This is a genomic window from Pseudomonas parafulva NBRC 16636 = DSM 17004, from assembly GCF_000730645.1.
Taxonomy (GTDB): Bacteria; Pseudomonadota; Gammaproteobacteria; order Pseudomonadales; family Pseudomonadaceae; genus Aquipseudomonas; species Aquipseudomonas parafulva.
Genome location: NZ_BBIU01000002.1, coordinates 134,567 through 158,244 on the forward strand (window position 1 = coordinate 134,567; position 23,678 = coordinate 158,244).

The 23,678-nt window shown below is 60.4% G+C and carries 21 protein-coding genes and 2 pseudogenes; 6 read left to right on the forward strand and 17 right to left on the reverse strand.

Annotated features, from left to right (window positions below; all coding sequences use genetic code 11):
- Positions 1-54: 54 nt before the first annotated feature.
- The 4 genes from PPA02S_RS00825 to yghU form a co-directional block, all read right to left on the reverse strand.
- Positions 55-978 (reverse strand): pyridoxal-phosphate dependent enzyme, encoded by a 924-nt coding sequence (locus tag PPA02S_RS00825; protein WP_028634174.1) that lies wholly within the window; start codon positions 976-978, stop codon positions 55-57.
- Positions 975-1,649 carry a helix-turn-helix transcriptional regulator gene (locus PPA02S_RS00830; protein ID WP_028634173.1) on the reverse strand — a complete coding sequence of 225 codons (675 nt, stop codon included), beginning with the start codon at positions 1,647-1,649 and terminating at the stop codon, positions 975-977. Before PPA02S_RS00830 ends, PPA02S_RS00825 begins: the two co-directional genes overlap by 4 nt.
- Before the next feature lie 86 nt (positions 1,650-1,735).
- Positions 1,736-3,439 (reverse strand): amidase, encoded by a 1,704-nt coding sequence (locus PPA02S_RS00835; RefSeq protein WP_028634172.1) that lies wholly within the window; start codon positions 3,437-3,439, stop codon positions 1,736-1,738.
- A 205-nt stretch (positions 3,440-3,644) separates the two neighbouring features.
- Positions 3,645-4,484 (reverse strand): glutathione-dependent disulfide-bond oxidoreductase, encoded by an 840-nt coding sequence (yghU, locus tag PPA02S_RS00840; RefSeq protein WP_028634171.1) that lies wholly within the window; start codon positions 4,482-4,484, stop codon positions 3,645-3,647.
- A 194-nt stretch (positions 4,485-4,678) separates the two neighbouring features.
- Here yghU and PPA02S_RS00845 point away from each other — a divergent pair, with 194 nt between their 5' ends.
- The gene (locus PPA02S_RS00845) at positions 4,679-5,719 is read left to right on the forward strand and encodes an alpha/beta hydrolase family protein (protein WP_028634170.1); all 1,041 of its coding nucleotides are present in this window, start codon (positions 4,679-4,681) and stop codon (positions 5,717-5,719) included.
- Here the strand turns inward: PPA02S_RS00845 and PPA02S_RS00850 are convergent.
- Together PPA02S_RS00850 and PPA02S_RS00855 are read right to left on the reverse strand one after the other, a co-directional pair.
- Positions 5,701-7,287: an ABC-F family ATPase gene (locus tag PPA02S_RS00850; RefSeq protein ID WP_028634169.1), complete on the reverse strand. Its 1,587-nt coding sequence runs from the start codon at positions 7,285-7,287 to the stop codon at positions 5,701-5,703. The genes PPA02S_RS00845 and PPA02S_RS00850 overlap by 19 nt on opposite strands.
- A complete protein-coding gene (locus PPA02S_RS00855; RefSeq protein WP_245614621.1) occupies positions 7,271-7,669 on the reverse strand; it encodes a site-specific integrase in 399 nt (132 codons plus the stop codon). The genes PPA02S_RS00850 and PPA02S_RS00855 overlap by 17 nt, the downstream gene beginning before the upstream one ends.
- 60 nt (positions 7,670-7,729) lie before the next feature.
- On the opposite strand from PPA02S_RS00855, the pseudogene PPA02S_RS23260 reads away from it, so the two are divergent.
- Positions 7,730-7,822 (forward strand): annotated as a pseudogene (locus tag PPA02S_RS23260) (AAA family ATPase); the annotation flags it as partial.
- A gap of 91 nt (positions 7,823-7,913) precedes the next feature.
- Here PPA02S_RS23260 and PPA02S_RS00860 read toward each other — a convergent pair.
- Positions 7,914-8,621, reverse strand: coding sequence for an SDR family NAD(P)-dependent oxidoreductase (locus PPA02S_RS00860; RefSeq protein WP_028634168.1), 708 nt, complete (start codon positions 8,619-8,621; stop codon positions 7,914-7,916).
- 150 nt (positions 8,622-8,771) lie between these two features.
- Between PPA02S_RS00860 and PPA02S_RS00865 the strand changes: the two genes are divergently transcribed.
- Positions 8,772-9,284 carry a GrpB family protein gene (locus PPA02S_RS00865; RefSeq protein WP_028634167.1) on the forward strand — a complete coding sequence of 171 codons (513 nt, stop codon included), beginning with the start codon at positions 8,772-8,774 and terminating at the stop codon, positions 9,282-9,284.
- An 86-nt stretch (positions 9,285-9,370) separates the two neighbouring features.
- Here the strand turns inward: PPA02S_RS00865 and PPA02S_RS00870 are convergent, their stop codons facing one another.
- Positions 9,371-9,736, reverse strand: coding sequence for a YceK/YidQ family lipoprotein (locus tag PPA02S_RS00870; RefSeq protein ID WP_369403349.1), 366 nt, complete (start codon positions 9,734-9,736; stop codon positions 9,371-9,373).
- A gap of 164 nt (positions 9,737-9,900) precedes the next feature.
- Here PPA02S_RS00870 and PPA02S_RS00875 point away from each other — a divergent pair, with 164 nt between their 5' ends.
- The 3 genes from PPA02S_RS00875 (at position 9,901) to umuC (ending at position 12,638) form a co-directional block, all read left to right on the forward strand.
- Entirely contained in the window at positions 9,901-10,839 is a 939-nt protein-coding gene (locus tag PPA02S_RS00875) for a PAS domain-containing protein (protein WP_154660084.1), read from the forward strand.
- 106 nt (positions 10,840-10,945) lie between these two features.
- Positions 10,946-11,374: a LexA family protein gene (locus PPA02S_RS00880; protein ID WP_028634164.1), complete on the forward strand. Its 429-nt coding sequence runs from the start codon at positions 10,946-10,948 to the stop codon at positions 11,372-11,374.
- Positions 11,364-12,638 (forward strand): translesion error-prone DNA polymerase V subunit UmuC, encoded by a 1,275-nt coding sequence (gene umuC / locus PPA02S_RS00885; protein ID WP_028634163.1) that lies wholly within the window; start codon positions 11,364-11,366, stop codon positions 12,636-12,638. The genes PPA02S_RS00880 and umuC overlap by 11 nt, the downstream gene beginning before the upstream one ends.
- 421 nt (positions 12,639-13,059) lie before the next feature.
- Here umuC and PPA02S_RS00890 read toward each other — a convergent pair whose 3' ends face one another.
- The 9 genes and pseudogenes from PPA02S_RS00890 to PPA02S_RS00930 form a co-directional block, all read right to left on the reverse strand.
- Positions 13,060-14,355 carry an NAD(P)/FAD-dependent oxidoreductase gene (locus tag PPA02S_RS00890; RefSeq protein WP_028634162.1) on the reverse strand — a complete coding sequence of 432 codons (1,296 nt, stop codon included), beginning with the start codon at positions 14,353-14,355 and terminating at the stop codon, positions 13,060-13,062.
- Between the two features lie 51 nt (positions 14,356-14,406).
- Positions 14,407-14,829: a RidA family protein gene (locus tag PPA02S_RS00895; RefSeq protein ID WP_028634161.1), complete on the reverse strand. Its 423-nt coding sequence runs from the start codon at positions 14,827-14,829 to the stop codon at positions 14,407-14,409.
- A 29-nt stretch (positions 14,830-14,858) separates the two neighbouring features.
- Positions 14,859-15,998: an ornithine cyclodeaminase family protein gene (locus PPA02S_RS00900; protein ID WP_028634160.1), complete on the reverse strand. Its 1,140-nt coding sequence runs from the start codon at positions 15,996-15,998 to the stop codon at positions 14,859-14,861.
- A gap of 320 nt (positions 15,999-16,318) precedes the next feature.
- Complete coding sequence (locus tag PPA02S_RS00905) at positions 16,319-17,536, reverse strand: multidrug effflux MFS transporter (RefSeq protein ID WP_028634159.1); 1,218 nt, start codon at positions 17,534-17,536, stop codon at positions 16,319-16,321.
- A gap of 247 nt (positions 17,537-17,783) precedes the next feature.
- Positions 17,784-19,095, reverse strand: a pseudogene (locus tag PPA02S_RS00910) (alginate export family protein).
- A gap of 174 nt (positions 19,096-19,269) precedes the next feature.
- Entirely contained in the window at positions 19,270-19,722 is a 453-nt protein-coding gene (locus PPA02S_RS00915) for a GlcG/HbpS family heme-binding protein (protein ID WP_028634158.1), read from the reverse strand.
- Between the two features lie 10 nt (positions 19,723-19,732).
- Positions 19,733-21,220 (reverse strand): aldehyde dehydrogenase family protein, encoded by a 1,488-nt coding sequence (locus PPA02S_RS00920; RefSeq protein ID WP_028634157.1) that lies wholly within the window; start codon positions 21,218-21,220, stop codon positions 19,733-19,735.
- A gap of 155 nt (positions 21,221-21,375) precedes the next feature.
- A complete protein-coding gene (locus PPA02S_RS00925) occupies positions 21,376-22,485 on the reverse strand; it encodes a class II histone deacetylase (protein ID WP_028634156.1) in 1,110 nt (369 codons plus the stop codon).
- Between the two features lie 17 nt (positions 22,486-22,502).
- A complete protein-coding gene (locus PPA02S_RS00930; protein ID WP_169338817.1) occupies positions 22,503-23,666 on the reverse strand; it encodes an MFS transporter in 1,164 nt (387 codons plus the stop codon).
- Between the last annotated feature and the right edge of the window lie 12 nt (positions 23,667-23,678).

Consider the following 23,678-nt stretch of genomic DNA (forward strand, 5'->3'; position numbering starts at 1 on the left):
ACACAGGTTACTGCGTTGCTGCTCAGTTGCCCGTGCCTGCCACGGGCTTTTTTATCACTGAGGCCGGGTTGCAGCAGCCCAGGCCTGTATCTGCGCCAGCGTGGCTGTGGCGCCGCCGCACACCACTATCAGTACAGTGCGATACGCGGCCAGCGCCTGGGTGCTGTAGGCGAGCGCCAGGGCTGCACCGCAGGCCGGCTCCACCAGCAGGCGATGGTCGTGCAAGAACTGCTGGCAAGCTTGCACGGCTTGGTGGTCGCTGACCAACTGGCTGACAACGGGATGCTGACGGGTGCAGGCCAGCGCCTGATCGGCCACCCGCTTCGCGCCCAGGCTCGTGGCGATAGAAGTGAGCTGCTGCAACTCCACGGAGTGGCCGGCGTGCATGGCGGCATGCAGCGACGCCGCACCTTCGGTTTCTACCGCCACTACGGGCACATCCACCCACCCATTGCGCTGCAGCCCCTCGACCACGCCGCTCAACAGCCCGCCGCCGCCCACTGACAGCACCACGGCATCAGGTTTCAAGCCGGTTTGCGCCACCTCATCCACCAGGCTCGCATGGCCGGCCCACAGCAAGGGGTCATCGAACGGGTGAATGAAAGCCGCATCGGCGCCTACCAACGTTTGCGCCAGGGCATTGGCCTCGTGCCAGGCGCTGCCGTGGACGATCACCTCGGCGTCTTCCTGGCGCAGCAGTTCTTTCGCCCGCTCGGTGGTGGTCTCTGGCACCACCACGGTCACCGGCACGCCCAGCTTGCGCCCCGCATAAGCCACCGCCAGGCCTGCATTGCCCCCCGACGATGACACGAAGCGACGGGCCCCCCGGGCGTGGTGCACTTCGCAGGCATGGCCCACGCCGCGCAGCTTGAACGAGCCACTGGGTTGCAAGGCGTCGAGTTTCAGCCACACGTTGCTGCCGCATGCCTGGGACAACGGGGGCGATTCGATCAAAGGGGTCGGGATGTGCAAGGTCACTGGCTGGCTCCGCGCAGTTGTTCGAGGTAGTTGTAAATGGTGTACCGGGTCACACCCAGGGCGGCGGCGGCTTTTTCTACGCCGCCTTTGACGATGAACAGCCCGCGCTCCTGCATCACCCGCACGGCGTCGACCTTGGCTTGTTTGGTCATGCGGCCTTGGCCGCTGCGCTGCAGTGCGGCCTGCATTATGTCGGCCATCAGCACCTCGATGTCCGCGGCCTCCTGAGTGACGGGCACCGCGCCCAGTGGCTGGAACTGCTGCAGAAACGCCATGGCGGCGTCCAGACCGGTGACGTCGGTGTTGATGCACAGGCTGGCAAATGCCTTGCCATTGCTGTCACGAAAAATGGCTGTCGCGCTTCGCAGGCTTCGACCCTTCAGTTGCGTGGGGTAATCCGGCAGCACGATGGGCTCACTGCCGCGCTGGTCGGCCGTGGCCTGCATCAGCGCCTTGAAACCTTGGTCCTGCTCGGGGGCTGCCAGGATAGGGCTGCCGATGCGACGGCCAGACAAGTGCCCGTTGACGATTGCAATGACGGATCGCTCCGGTTGCTCGAGGTCATGCAGGAGAATTTCCATGTTCCGCGCAGCGACGCTCCCCATGGCCTGTAAGGCGGCCTTGAGCACGGTCAGGGTGATGCGGCGTTCGTCGTCAGGTTCGATGGGCATTGGTTTCACGCAGTTCAACAATATGTGCATATTTACACAAAATGTTGACCTGCGCGATAGCCGTTTGGGTAACGGTTGCCAGAGGCTTAGCCAAGCGGGGGCGTGCGAGGCGGAATCATGCGGCGGAGCCCGGTAGCTTCGAACGCAGCGCCGTAGGTTAACAGTGCATTGTCGCTATAGGCGCGCCCGGCGAACGTCAGGCCTACGGGCATACCAATGTCAGCCATCACGCCCATTGGCACGGTCACGGTCGGGACCCCCAGGTGACGGATGGCCAGGTTGCCATTGGCGACCCAGACGCCGTTGCTCCAGGCGATGTCAGCTGACGCCAGGTTAACGTCGGCATCCGCCGGGCCCACGTCTGCCACGGTTGGGAACAGCACCGCATCCAGGCCAAGGCTGTCCATCCAGTCTTCAAGGTCCAGCTTGCGGGTTTTCTCCAGCCCTCGCAGGCCGTCCGGCAAGGTGTCGATCTGGTCCCAGGTTTTGAGGCCGCGCTTGGCCATGACGACGTATTGGTCCATGCCCGCCGCCAGGTCATCCTCACGGTTGGGCAGGGTGCCCGGGTCGTGCGGGAAGATCTGCGGGCCATCTACATCGGCCAGGCGATTGAGCGCGGGGTCGTCGTTGGCGCGCAGGAAGTCATCGAACGCCCACCCTGACAGTTCCCACAGTTCGTCGTGCAAGAATGCCTGGCTGACGATGCCCCGGTTGTACACGGTGGGTGCCCCTGGCCGATCGCCCTCGCAATTGGACACCAGCGGGAAATCCACCTCGACCACCTCGGCACCCGCAGCCTCCAGTGCCTTGCGGGCCTGCTGCCACAGCGCGATGACGCTGGCGCGGGTGTGGATGCGTTGGCCGGTCGGGCCGCCAATGCCGGGCTTCTCCGAGGTGCCAGCCTGTTCATCGGCATTGATGTACATGCGCGGTACACCAAAGCGCTTGCCCTTGAGTGCATCGGCCTTGGCAGCCAGCGCCGGGTACGAGGCTGGGCGCACCTCGGAGGGGGCCGGAATGGGCACCCAAGGTTGTAGGCGCCACAGGTCGCCACGAGGGTCGGCGTCGTCGGCCACCACTACGTCAAGGATTTCCAGCAAGTCGGCCATTGTCCGTGCGTAAGGCACCACCACATCCATGGTCGGGGTGAGCGGCCAGTTGCCCCGCACCGAGATGACGCCTCGCGAAGGGGTATAAGCGCACAGCCCGTTGTTGGACGCAGGTCCTCGGCCGCTGGACCAGGTTTCTTCGGCCAGCCCGAAGGCGCTGAAACTGGCTGCAGTAGCAGTACCGGCACCGTTCGACGAGCCCGATGCAAACGGGGCGGTCAGGTAGTCGGCATTGTACGGGCTCTCGGCTCGGCCGTAGACGCCACGCTGCATGCCGCCGTTGGCCATGGGCGGCATGTTGGTCTTGCCCAGGCAAATGGCGCCGGCAGCGCGCAGGCGCTCGATGGTAAAGGCGTCGCGCTGTGCGACCAGGTGCTTGAAGGCCGGACTGCCGGACGCCGCCGTCAAGCCTTTTACCAAATAGCTGTCTTTGGCGGTGTACGGGATGCCGTCGAGCGGGCCAAGCAGCTTGCCCTGCGCACGCCGGGCGTCCGAGGCCTCGGCCTCCGCCAGGGCCTGCGGGTTGCGCACTACCACGGCGTTGAGGGCAGTGGCGGTGTCTGCGCCATCGTATGCCTCGATACGCGCCAGGTAGGCCTTGACCAATTCGACTGCTGTCGTGCGGCCCGCTTCGAGCGCCTCGCGCAGTGCGGCAATGGAAACCTCGGTTACCTCGATCATGCGTTCACCAAAAATGCGGGTTGGGGCTAGTGCGGGGAGTGTACAAGAAGGGGGTCGCGGGCGCAGGCTTGCGCAGGGGCAAATGGGTGCGTGCAGGGGGGCATTGTTGTTGGGGGGGGCGCCACACTGCACGTTCTCAACGTGCATCTTCAGATGGGCAGCATCCTTCCGGTTGCTGCCTGATCACGGGCAGTGGGTGCGTAAATCAGCCCAGATCGCTGGCCGAATGACGTTCAGCCACCTGGCTGTCTTCATCACCCCAAATACGGTTTACCCGTGTACCACGTTGTACTGCCGGCCGCTCGGCAATCTCCCTGGCCCAACGCAATACATGGGGGTATTCGTCTACCGCCAGAAACTCCGCTGCGTTGTACACGGTGCCCAGTACCAACTGCCCATACCAGGACCACACGGCAATGTCGGCGATGCTGTACTGCTCGCTACCCAGGTAGCGGCTTTCGCCCAGGCGGCGATTCAATACGTCCAGTTGGCGTTTGGCCTCCATGGTGAAGCGGTTGATGGCATATTCGATCTTTTCCGGGGCGTACACGTAGAAGTGGCCAAAGCCGCCACCCAGGTAGGGCGCTGCGCCCATCTGCCAGAACAGCCAGTTGAGGGTTTCGGTACGCTCTGCCGGTGCCTGTGGCAGCAGTGCGCCGAATTTTTCGGCCAGGTACAGCAAAATTGACCCAGACTCGAACACCCGCACCGGGGGCTCAACGCTTTGGTCGAGCAAGGCAGGGATCTTGGAGTTGGGGTTGACCTGCACGAACCCGCTCGAGAACTGGTCGCCTTCACCGATACGGATCAACCAGGCGTCGTACTCGGCACCTTCGTGGCCAAGGGCAAGTAACTCTTCCAGCGCAATCGTAACCTTCACCCCGTTGGGCGTAGCGAGCGAGTAAAGCTGCAGCGGTTGCTTGCCGACAGGCAGTTCCTTTTCGTGGGTGGGGCCTGCAACGGGGCGGTTGATGCTGGCGAACTGGCCGCCGGATGCTGCTTCGTTGCGCCAGACCTTGGGCGGTACATAGGCGTGTTTGCTCATGGGCGACTCTCCTTCAAGGGCGCGTGACGATAACTTCAGGTTGACCTGCATGTATGCCACGGGTTCGATGGCCGGCACAAATGCAACCTGCCGCTGCAACCTTGCACCGTCATTTTTTCATCGAGTTTTCACCTGCAGCAGGCCACGGCAGGGCTATGCTGGAGCAGGTAAGGCGCACGTGGAGCTGGCGGCCGATGACTCTCACTCGCTGCTTGATGGCACTGGCATTGCTCGGTGGGCTTCTCGCCCGTGCCGAGGCTAGCCCTTGGGTAGCCGGGTTGCACCACATGACACTCGCTGACCCTGTGGATGCTCGCCCCATGCAGGCCTTGGCTTTCTACCCCGCAACGGGTCAGGCGCACGCAAGCCGCCTGGATGGCTACCCGCTGGACGTTGCAGACGAAGCACCGGTTGCCTTAGGGCGGTTTCCACTGTTGGTACTTTCCCACGGCAACACCGGCAGCCCGCTGGCCCTGCATTACCTGGCCACGTCGCTGGCACGGCAGGGTTTCGTCGTGGTTGCGGTCGTGCACCCTGGCGACAACGCGCGCGACCATAGCCGTTTGGGCACGCTGAGCAATCTGTACGGCCGGCCTCTGCAAATCAGCGCCGCGATCACCGCTGCGCGTGATGATGCCTTGCTAGGGCCGTATCTGAATGAAGGGAAGGTAGGCGTGATCGGCTACTCGGCCGGCGGTGAGACCGCTTTGATACTGTCGGGCGCTCGCCCCGATCTGGACCGCCTTCGGCAATACTGCCTGGAACGCCCCAACGATGCCGATGCGTGCAAGACCCATGGGGTATTGATTGCTGACCGAAGCGAGTTGACCCCACAAGCCGATGCGCGGGTGGGGGCGGTGATGCTCATGGCACCGCTCAGCCTGCTGTTTGGCCGCCATGCCCTGGCCGATGTGCACGTGCCCGCATTGATCTACAGTGGTGACAGCGATCAGCTGGTGGCTGTTGAGCGCAACGCAGAAGCCTTGGCCCGCAAGCTGCCGGACTCACCTGACTATCGACTGCTGGCAGGCGCCGGCCATTTCGTGTTCATGGCCCACTGCGATGCAGAGCAGTCTGCCCGCATGCCGGCGCTGTGCAAGGATGCCGACGGCGTAGACCGTCGGCATATCCACCATTCGCTGCAACGTGACACGGCCGTGTTCTTTGGCCAGGCGCTGGGCGTGCCGGAGCCCGCCGAGCGCTCAGCCGCAGTGCATCAACCCAGTACGCCCTGACTGCGCAGGTAATCGTCGTAGGTCCCGCTGAAATCCACCACGCCGTCGGCAGACAATTCGATGATGCGGGTAGCCAGGGAGGACACGAACTCCCGATCGTGGCTGACGAACAGCAGGGTGCCCGGGTAGTTTTCCAGCGCCAGGTTCAGTGCCTCGATCGATTCCATGTCCAGGTGGTTGGTCGGCTCGTCCATTACCAGCACGTTCGGTTTCTGCAAGATCAGCTTGCCGAACAGCATGCGGCCCTGCTCACCCCCGGAGATGACCTTGACCGATTTCAGGATTTCATCGTTCGAGAACAGCATGCGGCCCAGGGTACCGCGGATGACCTGCTCGCCGGACGTCCACTGGCCCATCCAGTCGAACAGGCTCATGTCCTCTTCGAAGTCATGGGCGTGGTCCTGGGCGTAGTAGCCAACCTCGGCGCTGTCGGTCCACTTCACTTCGCCTTTGTCGGGCGTCATTTCACCGACCAGTGTGCGCAGCAAGGTGGTTTTGCCAATGCCGTTGGGGCCGATGATGGCAACACGCTCGCCGGCTTCGATGGTGAAGCCTAGGTCCTTGAACAGCACCTTGTCGTCGAATGCCTTGCCCATCTTCTCGACGGTCACGGCCTGGCGGTGCAGCTTTTTGGTCTGCTCGAAACGAATGAACGGGCTGACACGGCTGGACGGCTTGACCTCGGCCAGCTGGATCTTGTCGATCTGCTTGGCACGCGAGGTGGCCTGCTTGGCCTTGGAGGCGTTGGCAGAGAAGCGGCTGACGAAGGTCTGCAGCTCGGCAATCTGCGCTTTTTTCTTGGCGTTGTCCGACAGCAACTGCTCGCGCGCCTGGGTGGCTGCGGTCATGTACTCGTCGTAGTTGCCCGGGAACAGGCGCAACTCGCCGTAATCCAGGTCAGCCATGTGGGTGCACACGCTGTTCAGGAAGTGACGGTCGTGGGAAATGATCACCATGGTGCTGTTACGCGCGGTGAGCACGGTTTCAAGCCAGCGGATGGTGTTGATGTCCAGGTGGTTGGTCGGCTCGTCGAGCAGCAGCACGTCCGGGTCCGAGAACAGTGCCTGCGCCAGCAGCACGCGCAGCTTCCAGCCAGGTGCCACTTCGCTCATGGGGCCGAAATGCTGCTCCAGGGGGATGCCCAGGCCCAGCAGCAGTTCACCGGCGCGGGATTCGGCAGTGTAGCCGTCCATTTCGGCAAACTCGGTTTCCAGCTCCGCGACGGCCATGCCGTCCTCTTCGGACATTTCAGGCAATGAGTAGATGCGGTCGCGTTCGGCTTTCACTTTCCACAGTTGGCTGTGGCCCATGATGACCGTGTCGATCACGGTAAATTCTTCGTAGGCGAACTGGTCCTGGCGCAGCTTACCCAGGCGCGTGTTCGGCTCAAGCATGACCTGCCCACCGGAAGGCTCCAGGTCGCCACCGAGGATCTTCATGAAGGTCGACTTGCCACAACCGTTGGCGCCAATCAGGCCATAGCGGTTGCCATTGTTGAATTTTACCGAAACGTTTTCGAACAGCGGCTTGGAGCCGAACTGCATGGTGATGTTAGCTGTGGAGATCAAGTGCTTGTCCTGCGGGGGTTCCAGAGGTGTATTTAGGCCCGCTCGTCATGTCAGGCCAATTCAGGGCCAATTCGACGAGTGGCGGCAGCTTCTCCAGCTCCCTCCAGTCCGAGGAGGAGCTGATCCATTTCGCGTAGGTAGAAAGCAACATCTCAACGCTGTGACCAGGCCGGTTCGCTATGAACGCAGGGTTCATCCCAGACATCAGGCACATCGTTGCGTAGGTGTGGCGGGTGTCGTACTGACGGCGTTCACGGATGTTCAGCGCCTCGAGCGCTGATTTGAAGTGGCGGATTGTAACACTTGGCTCGTTGATCCACAGCCCACCTTTGCTCGGTTGGAACACAAACGGGCTTGCCGGGTGGACAGATTTGGATGCCATGGGTTGAAGAGACGCCATCCACTGGGCTTGGTTTATGACGCTCGGCGCGCGATACAGATAATGCTCATCGTATTCAGCGGCCTTCCAGGAATCGAAAAAACCACTGTTGCCAAAGGGCTGGTCGATACGATGGGCGCGTTCTACCTGCGGATCTATGCGGCAAGGTGTGACTGCGTAACGCTTACCAGCTACGGACCCGGGTGCGATGCCATGGGTGGTGCAGGTTGCAGGTCGACGTGCTCAGCTAGGGCAACAATCGCAAGAGCCAGGCAATTAAACCCCAGCGCCGGGTAACGTAGACCCGCTTGGCCTGCCTGGCAATCGCCCGGTAGATGCATTGCGCCGCCTCGTCTGGGCTCGCGACCCAGAAGGGCTTATCGGCCTTCATCAACGCGGTGTCTACAAACCCCGGGCATGCTTCGGTAACAACAATATTCAGCTGGCGACGATGGGCCAAGTCACGTAGGCCGTCCAGATACATCGCTACGAAAGCCTTGGACGCACAGTACGATGCCGCCTCGCCACTGGCCCGAAATTTCGCAATGGACGAGATCCCCAGCAAGTGTCCGCCACCCTGGTCTACGAACAACTCAAACGCGGCTTGGGCAATCGCAGCAAAACCCACAACGTTCACCGTTAGCGTGTGATGCTCTTGCGTCCAGTCCAAGTGATGATTCACATCACCGGTAGCGGAACCGATCACGACTAGATCCACTCGCCCTAGTTGTCCTGCCATTCGTGCGAATGCTTGTCGACACTCCTCTACGTTGTTCAAGTCGACACTGCACGTCAGTGAAGGCGTCGGCAGTTGACTGGCTAATTCCTGCAATTTATCAAGACGCCGTGCTGCAAGGCCCAAGCGCCAACCTTTCGCGGCCAGTTGGCGGGCGAGGGCTTCACCTATTCCTGATGATGCGCCAACGATGATTGCGCTACGTCCGGGCTGATCCATATGCCGTTGGTCCTGAAAATCCGCAAGCCTACTCTAAAAAACAGCCAGGCAGGTCCAATAAATCCCCTAGGCTACGGGGATCAGCTTGATAGGAGGCTTGCATCCCATGGGATAATCCAACGGACGACACTTCACCAAAAAGGACTTTCCATGGCACTGACCAGCAAAATCACGCCCTACAGTCTTTCCTGGCCAGCCCAATATCTGAAAGACGAGCCACTCATTGCTTCGGCTTTCAACGACGAACTGATTGCTATCCACCACGTTGGCAGTACAGCTGTGCCGGGATTAGCCGCCAAACCGGAAATCGACGTCCTCATCGAGGTAGACGAGCATCGCAACGTGCTTACACGGGACGAAATATTGTTGGGTTTGGGATACGTGCGGGGCAGTGACCTCTCGGAGGGCCACCATTTCTACAGGCGTAACGTGAAGGGTGTTCGTACGCACAAACTCCACGTCTGTGAGCAGGGTCACGTTTCGATCGCCCACATGCTCGGTTTCAGGGACCTGCTCAAACGTAACGTTGTCATTCGGCAGCACTATCAGGCGCTGAAGCTAGAGCTGGAGGCGAGCAACACAGGCGGGATGGCCGAGTACCTGGCGCGGAAGGGGCCCTTCATCATCGCGACGATGCTAGAGGCCGGCATTTGTGCTGCATAAGCGGAGTCGATATCCCGGTCTGTCGGTTGTTGCAATGGACAGTCCCGTATTCTTCATCCCAGCTTATCGAAGCCCACAACTAGGCCTTAGTACGCCAACCGTCTAACCGGCGTGCTCCCCCAACGAAGCTGCTGGTAACCGGTGTACGGAAGCAAGAGCGTGTCCGCCAAGGCCGATAACCCCATGTCCACGAAAACCGTATCTGCCGACCAGTGAGGGCCCGACCGTTCGGGGCTGCTCAGGTTGCAGAACTGGTAAGCAACGCCGCTATAGGCTTGGGGAATCGATCGGCATTCCGATCCCCACTTCGCCAGGTTGTCCACCGCTTTTGACTTGTCGGATACCGTCGCGACCGTGCCGCACCCGCTCAGCACTACTGCCAGTGCGCACCCCATCCATGTTTTCATGGCATTCCCCTTTAGAAAACGCGCCGTCGATGATGGCCGAATCATAGCGCACCCATGCCGGAGTGGTCCCGTGCAGCGCTGAACTCGCTATTGTGAACGCCTTGGCATTCCTCTAGCCTGCCGGTAAACAGGGCAGGCTCGCAGCGGTGGATCAATTGCAACTTGATGATGACTGTAACAACGCTGCCGAACGTGCTGTACAAAATGCCATGCTCAACGCAACCCCTGACTGCGTGAAGATACTGGCACCTGACGGCACCTTGCTGGCAATGAACAAGGCAGGGTGCGCTGCACTGGGGATACCGGCTGAACAGGTTAATGGCCTACCCTGGGTTCCCTTGTTGCCAGTGCCCGTGCAGCCATCCGCCCAGGCGTCTTTGCAGGCGGCATTGGCCGGGCAGGTAGCCAGATTTTCTGGCCACAGCGCCTCTGCACAGCGGGTATTCCACTGGGACAACCTGCTTACGCCCGTAACCGATTTGCAGGGGCAGGTGGTGTCGGTTCACTGCGTTTCCAGGGACGTCACTGAGCAGACGCTGCTGCGCAAAGAACTGGACCTGGCCCTTGAGCGGGAACAGTTGTTGTCCCGCGAGATGCTTCACCGCATCCAGAACTTGCTGTCGGTGGTGCAGGCTGTGGTATCCATGGCGGACCGCGAGGCCAGGGCGACGGCGGCCACCGACAGTGTCGCCAGCATCGTCAATGCCAAGCTGGGTGCGCTGTCACGGGCTTATGGCGTGATACTCGACAACCCTGACGGGGCCGCAGTCGACATGGCGGTTTTGGCAGGCTCGGTGTTGAGCCCTTATGTAGCCCAATGCCGAATCAGCGGGCCTGGGTACCCGTTACCCGCGCGCTTGCGCAACACACTCGCATTGTGTATCCACGAACTCGCCACTAACTCCATCAAGTATGGCGCCTTGGGGGCCATGGAGGGCTTGGTACATTTCCAGTGGTCGATACACGAGCAGGTGCTGCAAGTGGACTGGCGCGAAGCAGGGGGGCCGGAGGTGTCGGCAGACAGCGGCGAGGCCGGCTTCGGCACGACGATGATCGAGCGGCTGGCGAGGGCTGCGGGTGGTGAGGTCATCTGGAACTGGCACCGTGAGGGGCTTGTTGCGCACCTGAAACTGCCGCTCGCAGAATAACGCCGTCAGCGCGACCTCGTCCGTCCGAAATCCGCTTATCCAGATTGACCAGGCTACCGATGCGAGATTTACTGTATATGCATACAGCTCGCATTGGACTTTTTTCATGAGCATCACTTTTCTGGGTTGGCCACTCGGTAGCACTGGCCCATTTCCGCTCTACTCATTCCATGTTCCCGCCGGTTTTCCATCCCCTGCGGCAGATCATATGGAGGGGCACATTTCCCTCGATGAGCTGTTCGATATCCGCGCCCCTCATGTGTATCTGGTGAGGGTGGAAGGGGACAGCATGCAAGGGGCGGGTATCTATTCGGGCGATATCGTTATCGTGGACCGTGGGCGTGAACCGGAGCACGGCGATATCGTCATTGCCGCCCTGAACAGCGAGCCGGTGTGCAAGCGCCTTCATCGCCGTGACGGCGTGGTAATGCTCAAGTCCGAGAACCGTAACTACCCGCCACGTCATGTCGGGGAAGGGGACGATATGGTGGTCTGGGGCGTAGTGCGCTACAGCGTTCGCGACCATGCGCAGTGAGCCTCTATTCGCACTGATCGATTGCAACGCATTCTATGCGAGTTGCGAACGGGTATTCAGGCCAGACCTGGCCAGGACGCCGATCGTGGTACTGAGCAACAACGACGGCTGTGTGATCGCCAGGTCATACGACGCCAAGCCTTACGTGAAAATGGGTGAGCCGTACTTTCAGGCGCGGGAAAAGCTTAGCCGGCATGGCGTTGTCGCGTTCAGCAGCAACTATGCCTTGTATGGGGACATGAGCGAGCGTGTGATGACGCTGATCGAGGGCATGGTGCCAGCGTTGGAGGTTTACAGCATCGACGAGTGCTTTGCCGACCTGTCAGGTATTCAGCAAGGCCTCACGCAGTTCGGTAACAGCCTGCGTACTCGCGTGTTGCAATGCACCGGCATCCCTGTAGGCGTAGGCATCGCCGGTACCAAGACGCTTGCCAAGCTGGCCAATCACATGGCCAAGAGACTGTTGAGCCAGACGGACGGTGTGATCGACATCACCGACCCGGTCAAGCGTGACTGGGTACTGCGTAACTCCAAGGCCAGTGATGTGTGGGGTATCGGCCGCAAGATGACCGCCCACCTGGAGGCCATGGGCATCTACACGGCAATGGACCTTGCCAGGGCCGACGCCCGTACCCTTCGGCAGAAGTTCAGTGTGGTGGTGGAAAAGACCGCCCGTGAACTGGGGGGCACACCGTGCCTGGAACTGGAGGACGTGGAGATGGCCAAGCATGAGATCTGCAGCAGCCGTATGTTTGGCGAACGCTTGAGCGACCTGCCGCCGATCAAGCAGGCAGTGGCCACTTATGTGGGGCGCGCTGCGCAAAAGCTGCGGGCACAGGGCTCGCTGTGCAAGCGCATGCGCGTGAGCATCCGCACCGGCATGTTCAATCCCAAGGAGGCCCACCATGCTCAGGGAGCATTGGTGGAGTTGCCATACCCAACCTGCGACACGTTACTGATGACAAGATTAGCCACCGATGCGGTGTCAAAGATCTTCCGGCCCGGTTTCCGCTATAGCAAGGCGGAGGTCTTGCTAATGGATCTGCGGCAACCTGGTGAGTTCTCGGAGGATTTGTTCGCGCTCAATCAGCCTGTTGCAAGTGGCCGGCTCATGCGAGTTATGGATGACATCAACGACCGCTGGGGCCGCGGGACGATGCGTACTGCAAGTGTGCCTCTTATTCCGGATTGGGGAATGAAAAGAGGGATGATGAGCCAGTCCTACACCACGCGGATTGATCAGTTATGGACTGTCAAATGTTGAGCTTGCCTGCTTAGTAACTCTGTGGCTGTGATGTACGAGCCCAATTTCGGAAGTAGAAATCTCGCTCGTTACCAGTCCTCGAAAGGAAAATGTAGCGTTCTTAACGCGCCCGCCGACCTTGCCGTCGTTCTTGGCTGAACTGGTGGTTTCAGCAAGTGTAGAGGAACACCTCGATCAGTTTTCGGGAAGCGACAATACCTATCTGACTCAAATCTTCCTGTGTTTGCCGTTGGCAAAAGAAAGCCCGCTGTCAGGCGGGCAAAGGAGCATCTATCACGTAGGGATAGCTTGAGTATGCTCGACGCGAAGTAAAAAAGAGTGAAGGAAAAGTATCCCCCGATGTAATGGTTTTGGTTGACTCAGGTGATTGACTGAGTAGTCCTTTGCTTGGCTGACACCCTCATTTCACGTCATACCCGGATCACAGGAAGCGGTCAAAGCTATAGGGACTAGGATCGATCAACGGCGTTTGTTGCGAAACCAGATCTGCTGCTAACTGACCCGCAGCAGGCGAGGTGCCGAAACCGTGACCGGAAAAACCGGTCGCCAGGGTCAGTCCGGGCAAAGTCGATACTGAGCTAATGACTGGGTTTGAGTCAGGGGTCACGTCAATTGTCCCGGCCCACGCAGAAGCGATCCGTGCTTGCTCAAACACCGGCCACGCAGCCCTGAGGTTGCGCAGTGCGTCGTCGTTCAACGCAACATTTGCCTGAGGGTCTTGAACCCGGACTTTTTCAAAGGGCGATACATCCGTGGCCTTCCAGCGCCGCGCCAGGGCAATATCCTTAAGGAAGTATTTGCCCAGACTGATCTGCAGAAAGTCGCGCTGCGCGCGAAGCTGTGGCAAGTAGCGTGTACCCAGCAGCAGGTGATCGAGGGTAAGGAATGCATCCAGTTTCCCACGCTGGGTGATGATGAAGCCTCCATCCTTGTGTTTACGGAATGAAAAGTCTGGAGCGCCCACAGCAATCTCCGTGGGGCCTTCCATCGGTTCTGTGCGCAGCACTGAGCAGGTCAACGGCAAAGTCGGGAGGTCGATTTTCAGGTTGCCGAGGAATTTACGCGACCATAGACCGCCAGCCAGCAGCACTTGATCACAGCGAATCTCGCCTTGTTCGGTGACCACGCCGCTGACGCATCCGGCACTGGTCTGAAGGGTGCGTACCGCGCAGTTTTCAACGATCACTGCTCCCTTGGCCATCGCCGCACGGGCAATTGCGCTGGCCGCCAAGGTTGGCTCCGCACGAGCATCTGAGGCAGTGTAGATAGCACCGGCCCAGTCAGTGCGCCCTCCAGGAACCATTCTGGCGATCTCGCCATTGCTAAGCAGGCGCGAGTCCAGACCAAGGTGTTCGACGCTCTTCAGCCAACCTTCGTGCATGCCCATCTGCGTGTCGTTACGACCCACGAACATGATTCCGGCCTGCCGGTAGCCCACGTCACTCCCGACCCGTTGCGGCATTTCGGCCCAGAGTCGATCGGCCGCCAAGGCAAGAGGGATGTCGTGTGCATGGCGGTTGGTTTTACGCACCCAGCCAAGGTTGCGCGATGACTGCTCGCCTGCGATACGACCTTTCTCCAGCACCACTACCGGGATTTTGCGCTCGGCGAGAGTCAGCGCGGCGGTCAGGCCTATGATGCCACCACCGATGATCACGACAGTGGTCGCTTCCGGTTGATGGGGGCTGGTGATTACAGGGTCGATAGCAGGGGACATGGCATTACTCGGCGGTGATAAGTACAGGTGGCACGGTGCTGGTGTTAGGCGTTACTGGCCGAGGCGAATCAGCTTGACCTCGGCGCGCGAGGCCCCGCGATAGGCAGTGACTTCTAGCTCAACTTTGTAAACGGTAGAACCCAGCGGTGGGCAGGTGACCGTGGTGGCCGGGTCGATGCCACGAAACTTCTCGCCGATCACCTCCATAACGGCTGGCACGTCGCTCGGCTCTTGGATAAACACACGTGAACAAATCACGTCAGCCAGGCTGGCATCGACGGCTGCCAAGGCGTTTTCAATATTGGCGAACACTTGGTGAGTCTGTTCGATCACGTCTTCGGCGATCAGTTGAGTCTGCGGGTTACGGCCAGCAGTGTTGGAGACATAGATCCAGTTATCGACCGCCACCAGGCGGGAGTAGCTGGCCATGTCTTCAAACTTGGAGCCGGTTTTCAGTTTGGTGATTTGGGTCATGGAGAAGCCTTCATTGCGAGAGAAATCGATTAGCTGAGAACGGGTTGTTCCCAAAGATTTAGCTTGACGCCGATGCCTTTCTCGATGGCATTGCGGTACACCACGGTGCCCCAGGCGACGTCCTCCACCGGCATGCCGCCGACGGACATGAGGATGATTTCCTCGTCGTTCAGGCGTCCCGGCGCTTCACCGGCGATGATCTTGCCGATGTCCTCGACCTGCTCGGCCTGCAGGGTGCCTTCGGCAATCATGTCCATGAAGCGCACGCCCACCAGCGGCACATGGTTGTGGGCCGGTTTGGGGAGTTCTTCGAACCAAGCTTCGTAGAGGCCGGTGTTGTCCACCACCTTGCGCACATCGGCCTGTTCCATCCCAGCGTCGATGCTGCACGGGGCGGGCATGGCTAGGAAGGCGCCGGGCTTGACCCATTCGCGCTTCACCAGCGGGTAGAGGGATGGGTCGCCGACTTCACCGGAACTGCAGTAGCTGACCAGGTCGGAGTCGCGTACCACTTCTTCCAGGGTCTGTACCACCCGCACGTTGGTGATCTGCGGGAAGGCGGTGTTCAACCAGCTGACGAACGCGTCGAGATTCTTCTGGCCGCGGCCTTTGATCTTGATCGTATCGACCTGTGGGCACACGGCCATGAACGCGGCGACCGTAGTCTTACCCATCACTCCCGGGCCGGCCAGGCCGATGACCTTTGAATCCTTGCGTGCCAAGTGACGGGCGCCGACGCCCGGGATCGCGCCGGTACGGTAGGCTGAAAGTAGGTTGGCTGACATGTGCGCGAGCGGGGCGCCGGTGTCGGCGTCATTAAGGGTGAGCATCAGGATCGAGCGCGGAAGGCCCTTTTCGCGGTTCGCGATGTTGGAGCCGTACCATTTTGCGCCTGCGGTCTGGAAGTTACCGCCGAGGTAGGCGGGCATCGCCATCATGCGGCGGTCGGCGGTTGGCTTGGGCATGGTGGAGAACGGTGAATGCTCGGGGAAGGTGATCATTGCGCCGTGCGAGTCACTGTTCGGACCGGCCATGCGGTAGTCGCCGTGGTAGAGCAAACCGAACATTTCTTCCATGGTGTCGACGCAGGCGGGCATGTCAGTCACGCCTGCGCGGATCATGTCCTGTTCGGAGAGGTAGATGAAATCGATACGGGTGTCGAAGGTCATAGCGGGTCTCACTGTACGGACGGCACCTAGGGGCCGCCGTATTGGGGTTTTATTGTTGTGTTACCCGGCTGGACCGGGCTGGACAGGTGATCTCAAGGTAATGGGCAGTTTCGCTAACGACTGGTAGGTCGTCTTGTTTGTGTCTGCCAGAGCAATTGATCATCTGTGCCAGCTCAATCGGTTCGTCTTCAATTCGGGTCGTCAGTTGAGGGCCTCGGCCCTTTGGCACGTCTCCATTCGCTTAGGTGGTACACCACGCCAAACACGATAATTCCGCTGCAAATCAAGTAGCCCAGGAAGTGATTGCTCATTGCACTTCCTCAGTGCCCAGCCAATGAATAGCTTGCTGGCACGTCTCGCAGGCTCAGGGTGGTCAGCACGCAGACCAGCAGTGTGCTAACTGCTAGAAGCCCGGCCCAAGCCACCGGGCCGTGTTGCAGAACTACAGCAGCCAATGGCGAGGCGCTGGAAGACACTGATAGTTGGATGGCGCCGAGCAGGGCGGCGGTCGAGCCCAGGGATTTTTCTTGCGATGACATCACCAGCGACATCAGCGTCGATTCTGTTATGCCAAGTCCGAATAGAGCTAAAGCAATGCCACCGGCTACACCGGGCATCCCCAGGCCGATCACTAAGCTGACCAAGGTCAGCAGGGCGCCAGCAACCATGCAACGCACGCCTAGCGCACTGAGCCTGTTCAAGCCAAGGCGCCCGATCAGCCGGCTGGCGAACAGGGCACCCAGCATCACTGACACGCCGGTGGCACCGAAAAGCAGGCCGAAGGCTTGTGCGGTCATGCCAAAGTGCTGCTGGTACACCAGCGTTGCGCCACCTATGTAGGCGAACAGGAAGAAAAACACCGCAGCCACTGCCAGGGCTGGGCGTAGGAACCGCCGGTCAGCGAGGAGGGACAGGTAGGTTCGGCAAGCGCTGCCAAGGCTTAATGCTTCACGCTGATTGTGTGGCAGGGTCTCTGGCAGGTTCAAAAGACTGTTGACCCATACCACCAGGCCCATACCGGCCAGTGCCAGCATCACCGCCCGCCAGCCGAAATGCGCGTCGATCACGCCGCCCAAAGCCGGCGCGAGGATCGGAGCTACACCTTCAATGGTCATCAACAGGGCGAACAGTTTGGTCGCGGCCACGCCATGGCTGACGTCACGCACCATGCTCATGATCACCACCAGAGTCAGAGCACTGCCGAGTCCTTGAAGGAAACGCAGTGTTATCAGAGCGTTCAGGCTCGGCGCCATCGCTGCGCCGAATGAGCACAGGATGAAGAGCAATAGGCCGGCCATCAGTGGTTTACGCCGACCGAAGGCGTCGACGATGGGGCCGAAGACTAGCTGCCCGGCCCCCATGGCAAGCAAGAAGAACGTCAGGGTCAGCTGCACATGGGTGAAGCTTGCCTGATAGTGATCGGCGATCTCCGGGAGACTCGCCAGGTACATGTCGACCGCTGAAGGCCCCAGAGCGCCGATCAGGCCGAGGCTCAGCGCTAATCTGAACGGTACCAAAGAAGACTGATTGGTTTGCATGGTCATCTCTTTCAGTTTGCTACCTACCGGTCGGTAGGTTTGCGAATCGTATGCTTGCGCGCCCGTGAGGTCAAACGCTGTAAACGTGCAGAGTGGCGGTCGTCACGCCCAGACAAAGGCGCTGGCACGCTGAGGCAAGCAGGCTCAGGGAGGAAAGGGGATAGTGACGCCGCCTCACCAGGGCAGCTTTCATACTTCATAGATACAGCGCTTTGACCGCTGGCCATGGGCCGGCGGTTTTTTTATGTCAGAACGGTACCGCCACGGTCAGTTGGCTGTAGACGTTGGTGCCGTTGCCGCCGACCTGGTTGCCACCGTTATCCTGATCCTTGCGCGGCTGATACAGGCCGACCAGAGGGCTGATGATCAGGTGGTCGTTGACGGCCCATTCCAGATACAGGTCGAGTTCGCGGGCATCGAGGTTCAAGCTGTCGCGGGTACGCACGGTATCGAAGTTAAAGTACAGGGCGCCGACCGTGAGGTTTTCCAGGGGTTTGGCTTTCAGGCCAATATGGTGGATGCCGGTGTTGCTGTTGAACGGGCCGGCATAGTTGGCAGCGACTTCACCCTGGAACCAGGTGCCATAGCCACTGGACAGGCCGCTGAATAGAGGATCCCATTCAGCCGAGTAGCGGGTATACCGGTAGGTCAGTTGCGGAGCCCAAGGCAAGTCTGCAAAGGTGTAGCCGGCCTGCAGGTACCAGGCATTTTCCGGGCCCCCGTGTTTGTCCTGCCAGGCATATTCAAAGGCGAAGCTGGCGTTTTCGATACCAGCACTGCCTTCGCCACGCACGCTGTACACATCCATGCCTTCGCGAGCCTTCTGGAAATCGCTGGCCCACTGGTCGGAGACATCGATGCCGTGAATCCAGGTCAGGCCCAGGGTGCCCAGGGCGTGGGTGTAGTCCAGCGTACCGGCAGCCAGTTCGGTTTCGGCCTGGGCGCGGTTGTCGGATTTGAGCCACAACAGGCTGCCGTGCAAACCGTCCTGGCCACCCAAGCGCAGCACTGCCGTGCGGTCGAAGGCATGGCGCGCCGCCAGGTAGTAAGCGCCACCTCGATCCAGCGTACCGTCTGCGACACCATTGCCCAGGTTCGGCCCGTCGTCGTTGATCAAGAAGCCACTGCCGAGGCGGACCACCTGACGGCCGGCGGAAACATCTACACCATCCTTACCCAGTAGCGGCATCAGGTCGCCCGAACGCCAGCCCAAATAGGCGTCCTCGATCTTGGTGGTGCGCTCGGAGCCGTCCGTATAGCCGGCGGCATCACCGTCGCCCCACGTCGCGGAACTTACCCAGTTCAATGCACCATACAGGGTGCCGTTGCCAGTGAGGCCCTGATCACCACTGAGTCCATACTTGATGAAACCCTCGCGCCAGGTCGAGCACTCCTGAAGTGCCGTCATAGTTCTTGCGGCTGTTGAACATACCCCAGACCGCGAGCATGTCAGCATTCAAGTGGCTGTCTTCGTCAGCGTACAGTTCGTAAGCCGGCGCGACCTGGCTGGCGAGTAGGGCCGCCAGGGCCAGGGTCGACAGCGTTTGTGGTTTGACCATTGCACTTTCCCTCGTTGTCAGTCGCCTTTGATAAGGCGCTTTCTTGTACGTGGGCACCCGCATTGGCGGGAGCCGTCGCGGTTGGCTGCGACGGCTTATTAGTGCGTGAGGGGCAGGTCGGGGTCTTGTTTCTGGCTGCCAAGGCGCTTGCACGGCTTGGCCACACGCACAGATTTACAGCGTTCGATCAGGCTGCAGAAGGGTCGTAACATGATTGGCGGCGGCCTTGGCGCAAAGTTTGTCGATGGCCTCGCTGGCACCAGACACGCCTATCGCCCCGATGACCTGCCCGGCATGGCGCAAGGGTTCGCCGCCACCGAACAAGGCCATTCCTGGCTGCAGCGGCAAACCGTTGCGCACCGCCTCGGAGCAGCGCTCCAACCGTTGCTCCCAGTCTGCCGTGGCCATTCCGAACCCCACAGCCGTAACGGCTTTGCGCAACGCTATGGCATGTGCTGGGCGGGGTGCGCCGTCCATATGAGCGGTATGGATCGGTAGACCACTGCCATCGACGATTGCCAGGCTGACTTTGACCTGCTGCTCAGTGGCCGCGTCGAGCGCGGCCTGCAGCGCCTGCATGGCCAGGGGTAGGGTAACGGTGAGTTGTTCGCGTAGCCAGTGTGACATCTCAAGCCCCTCAATAGCGGATCATGACCGATTTGAGTTCGGTGAAATCGTCGATGAACGCCGAACCGAACTCACGGCCGATGCCGGAGGCCTTGATGCCGCCAAACGGTACAGCCGGGTCCAGCAGGGTGTGCATGTTGACCCACAAGGTGCCCGCCTGAATTTCTGGAATAAGGCGCATGGCCTTGCCCAGGTCGTTGGTCCACAGGCTGGCGCTTAGCCCGTAAGGTGAGGCGTTCATCAACTGAAGCAGTTCCTCTTCGCTGTCGTAAGGCAGGAAGGTCGCCACCGGCCCGAATGTTTCCTGATTGAGCAGGGTGTCACTGGCGGACTTGGCCAGAATTACAGTCGGCTCGACGAAGCATCCTGGGCCATCCCCGATATGCCCGCCGTGGATGATCTGGCTGCCCTCGGCGCGAGCCGTGGCGAACAGTTCGGCAAGCTTCAACTGGTGTGACTTGTTGGCCACTGGGCCGAACTGCGTGGTTTCGTCCAGCGGCGAGCCTACCTTCAACTGGCCCAAGCGCTGGGAGAGGGCTTCGAGCAGTGGGTCGATGCGCGAGCGGTGCACATAGAAACGCTCTCCAGCGGCACAGATCTGCCCCGAATGCAGGAAGCCGGCTTCGATGATGCCGTCGACGGCTTTTTCCAGGCCTACGTCTGGCAGGAACGCCACGGCGTTCTTGCCGCCCAGTTCCAGCGTGGCACGGGTAAGCTTTGCGCCCATGGCCGCTTGGCCGACAGCAATACCTGTAGGCACGGAGCCGGTGAACGATACTTTGTCAGTGCCTGGGTGCTCGATCAGGGCCTTGCCGACATGGCCAGCGCCAGTCAGCACGTTCAATGCGCCCGCCGGCAAGCCTGCTTCGGTGGCCAGCTCGGCGATACGCAAAAGCGTCAGCGGCGTGAACTCGCTAGGCTTGATGATGATGCTGCAGCCGGTGGTCAGCGCCGAGGCCAACTTCCAGACGGCGATCATGGTCGCGAAGTTCCAGGGCACGATGCCGACTACCACACCGATTGGCTCGCGCAGGGTGAAGGCGCTGTAGCGCTCACCGGCGAACGAAGGCAGAGACGGAGTGATGGTCTGGCCAGTGATCTTGGTCGCCCAGCCTGCGTAGTAACGCAGGAAGTGTGCAGCCTGTTCGACTTCGAATGCACGCGAGATGCCGATCAGCTTGCCCGATTGCAGAGTTTCCAACTGGGCCAACTCTTCACGATTGGCTTCCAGCAGGTCGGCGAGCTTGAAGAGTACACCGGCACGCGCAGCTGGGCTGGTACGCGACCAACGGGTGAAACCTTGGCGAGCCGAGTCCACGGCACGGTCGACATCGGCTTGGTTGGCGTCGGCGATTTGAGCGATGGTTTGGCCATTGGCTGGGTTGACTACCGCTAAGCGGTTTGAGGACTCGCCGGCGACAGTTTGGCCATGAATGTACAGACCATTATCACGCGCCAGGAAGGCGGTGACTGCTGGCAGCAGGTTGATATCGCTCATGGTGCGCGAACTCCGGGCAGTGAAGAAGGGAATGCTGGAGCCTAGCGTGGTGTCCTGCTCGACATCTTGTCTGAGCCTGTCAGCCGCATGACGCTGAGTGCCAGCGTGATACGTCGCATCCCGAGCATGGGGCCGGCTTGCGACGTATCTTTGGCTCATGCCAGCTGCAAGGTCAGCGTGTCCAGCAACCCGCGTTGAAACGCGCAGGCCTGTGGGTTCGGCTGTTGCGCCTGGATAAATTCAAGCATCGGGTCGATCACGTCTGTGCGAACACCGCTGAGCGCTTCGAGCGTTGCCAGTCCGCAGAAGGGCACATAGGACTCGGAGTACCCGCCTTCATGTACCAGCACCAAGCGGCCGCCACACACGCGGTCGGCGAGGTCGCGCATGCGCTGAGTCATGGCCCGGAAGGACTCGCTGTGCAGCAGCATCCGGGCCAGAGGATCGACGGCATTGGCATCGTAGCCGCATGCAACGACGATCAGCTCTGGCTCGAAGCGTTCGATGGCAGGGATGATCAGCTTATCCATCGCATACAGGTAGGCATCATCACCGCTTCCCGGCAGCAGTGGAACATTGAAATTGGTGCCCCATCCCTCGCCCTGACCTCGGTCGGTTTCGCCGCTGTACCCGGCTGGAAAGCAGCCCTGCTGGTGCAGGGATATGGTCAGTACATCGCCACGTTGCTCGTAGATTGATTGGGTGCCATTACCATGATGCACATCCCAATCCACTACCACCACCCGACCCAGCCCGTGTCGGAATTTTGCAGCTTCGATCGCTACAGGAATATTGGCAAGGAAGCAGAAGCCCATGGCCTGGTCGGCCAGGCAATGATGCCCTGGAGGTCGTGATAGGGAATAGGCATTGCTGGCTTCACCCAGAAGCACGCACTCGACGGCAGCGATGGCCAGGCCGGCTGAGAGCTTGGCGATCTCATAGCTGCCTGCGCCTATGGGGGCATGAGGCCCGAGCATTCCTCCACCCGCGTCGCTTAGCGCCTTGAACTGCTCAAGATACCGTTGCGTGTGCACCCGCAGCAGGTCTTCTTCGCTAGCGGGTGCTGCACTTCTTACGTCCAGTTGACGGGTCAGTCCGCTGACATCCATGAGGTTCTTCAGGCGGCGCTTGGTCTCGGGAGACTCGGCATGCCCCGCAGTGGCAGGTGGCTGCACCCAGCCCCCGACCGGGATGGTAAGTGCGTGTAATCCGGCGCAGTGCCAGAGGCTCAATTCATCGAAAAAGAATGCAGTCTTGTGAGTCATGATCTCTCCATCGAGCATCAATGTGGGGTAGGGGTGCGGCAGGCCATGGCTAGCAGCAAGGATATCAACGTCAGGAAGGCGGCCCCAAGCAGGGTGGACTGATAGCCCCCACTGTGCTGGATAAGGTGTCCAGCAACCGCAGGCCCGGCCGCCAGGCCGGCGCCGATCACCAGGTTGGAGATATTCATCAGGCGGCCCGAGGGGTCCAGGTCTGCCATGCCGGCCAGGACCATCGGGAGAACGAAGGTCCAGGTGAATTTGAAGGTCAGCGCGGCGAGCGCGAACCGTTGCTCATCAGGCTGACCTTGCAGGAGCAGCACGGCAAAGATCATCAGGCCATATCCCCCCAGTAAGGAGAGCGCCCGCGGCAGTCGGCCACCGATCCACGACGCCAGCCCTGCCCCTAGAATTCCCATTACAGTGGCTATGGCCAATACCTGGCCGCTGTTGTAGGCACTGATCGAGGCAGACTCGGCCAGTGAGCCGATGAACGTCCAGACACCGCTCAGGCTTAAATAAAAGGCGAAGATGGCTGCCAGCCCAAGCAGTGCCTTGCCAGTAGGAAGCTGCCGCGTGTTGCCGGGGGCACCTTGCAACAGGTGTGCGGGGAATGCGCGTGTCATCGGCAGAAACAAGAGCATCAGCGCTGCCAGAATCAGATAGCACGCCCCCAGTCCATATCGGGCGAACAAGCCTGGCAGAACCTGCAGGCCAATCGCGCCCAGAACCAGTTGCCCCAGCACCCACAGCGCATAGATCCGGCTGGAATTGGGCAGTGATGCAGCGCAGCTCATGCAGAGAATCATCAGCGAGCCGCCACCCAGGGCTGTCATGCCTCGCAGGATAAGCAATGGCGCATAGCGCTCGGCCTGAGCGGACAGCAGGTTGCCGATGATGAATAGCACGCCTGAAACCAAGGCAGCCTGGCGCAAATTGACACGTTTGAGCCAGAAGGCTGCAGGGATGGTGGCAAGGCTCATGGCACCAAGCTCGACCATGAACAGGTTGCCGATCTGAGAAGGTGTCAATCCCCATTGACTGGCCAACTGAGCTGCCAGGATTGGGGCAGTCATCAGGACAGATGGCACAATGGCAGCAAACAGCACAATTGCCCCCAAAAGCTTCCAGCGCGGGGCTGTGCGGACAGGAGAGGTAGTCGGCGTTTCCATCGATAGGGTCATGGTCGGGGCTCC

Coding starts and splice junctions, on each gene's coding strand:
- PPA02S_RS00890 (WP_028634162.1), bottom strand. CDS start 14,355: ATGTCCCCTGCTATCGACCCTGTAATCACCAGCCCCCATCAACCGGAA.
- PPA02S_RS00830 (WP_028634173.1), bottom strand. CDS start 1,649: ATGCCCATCGAACCTGACGACGAACGCCGCATCACCCTGACCGTGCTC.
- PPA02S_RS00860 (WP_028634168.1), bottom strand. CDS start 8,621: ATGGATCAGCCCGGACGTAGCGCAATCATCGTTGGCGCATCATCAGGA.
- PPA02S_RS00905 (WP_028634159.1), bottom strand. CDS start 17,536: ATGCAAACCAATCAGTCTTCTTTGGTACCGTTCAGATTAGCGCTGAGC.
- PPA02S_RS00845 (WP_028634170.1), top strand. CDS start 4,679: ATGACTCTCACTCGCTGCTTGATGGCACTGGCATTGCTCGGTGGGCTT.
- PPA02S_RS00930 (WP_169338817.1), bottom strand. CDS start 23,666: ATGACCCTATCGATGGAAACGCCGACTACCTCTCCTGTCCGCACAGCC.
- PPA02S_RS00855 (WP_245614621.1), bottom strand. CDS start 7,669: ATGGCATCCAAATCTGTCCACCCGGCAAGCCCGTTTGTGTTCCAACCG.
- PPA02S_RS00875 (WP_154660084.1), top strand. CDS start 9,901: ATGCTCAACGCAACCCCTGACTGCGTGAAGATACTGGCACCTGACGGC.
- umuC (WP_028634163.1), top strand. CDS start 11,364: ATGCGCAGTGAGCCTCTATTCGCACTGATCGATTGCAACGCATTCTAT.
- yghU (WP_028634171.1), bottom strand. CDS start 4,484: ATGAGCAAACACGCCTATGTACCGCCCAAGGTCTGGCGCAACGAAGCA.
- PPA02S_RS00900 (WP_028634160.1), bottom strand. CDS start 15,998: ATGACCTTCGACACCCGTATCGATTTCATCTACCTCTCCGAACAGGAC.
- PPA02S_RS00925 (WP_028634156.1), bottom strand. CDS start 22,485: ATGACTCACAAGACTGCATTCTTTTTCGATGAATTGAGCCTCTGGCAC.
- PPA02S_RS00835 (WP_028634172.1), bottom strand. CDS start 3,439: ATGATCGAGGTAACCGAGGTTTCCATTGCCGCACTGCGCGAGGCGCTC.
- PPA02S_RS00870 (WP_369403349.1), bottom strand. CDS start 9,736: ATGATTCGGCCATCATCGACGGCGCGTTTTCTAAAGGGGAATGCCATG.
- PPA02S_RS00865 (WP_028634167.1), top strand. CDS start 8,772: ATGGCACTGACCAGCAAAATCACGCCCTACAGTCTTTCCTGGCCAGCC.
- PPA02S_RS00895 (WP_028634161.1), bottom strand. CDS start 14,829: ATGACCCAAATCACCAAACTGAAAACCGGCTCCAAGTTTGAAGACATG.
- PPA02S_RS00920 (WP_028634157.1), bottom strand. CDS start 21,220: ATGAGCGATATCAACCTGCTGCCAGCAGTCACCGCCTTCCTGGCGCGT.
- PPA02S_RS00915 (WP_028634158.1), bottom strand. CDS start 19,722: ATGTCACACTGGCTACGCGAACAACTCACCGTTACCCTACCCCTGGCC.
- PPA02S_RS00880 (WP_028634164.1), top strand. CDS start 10,946: ATGAGCATCACTTTTCTGGGTTGGCCACTCGGTAGCACTGGCCCATTT.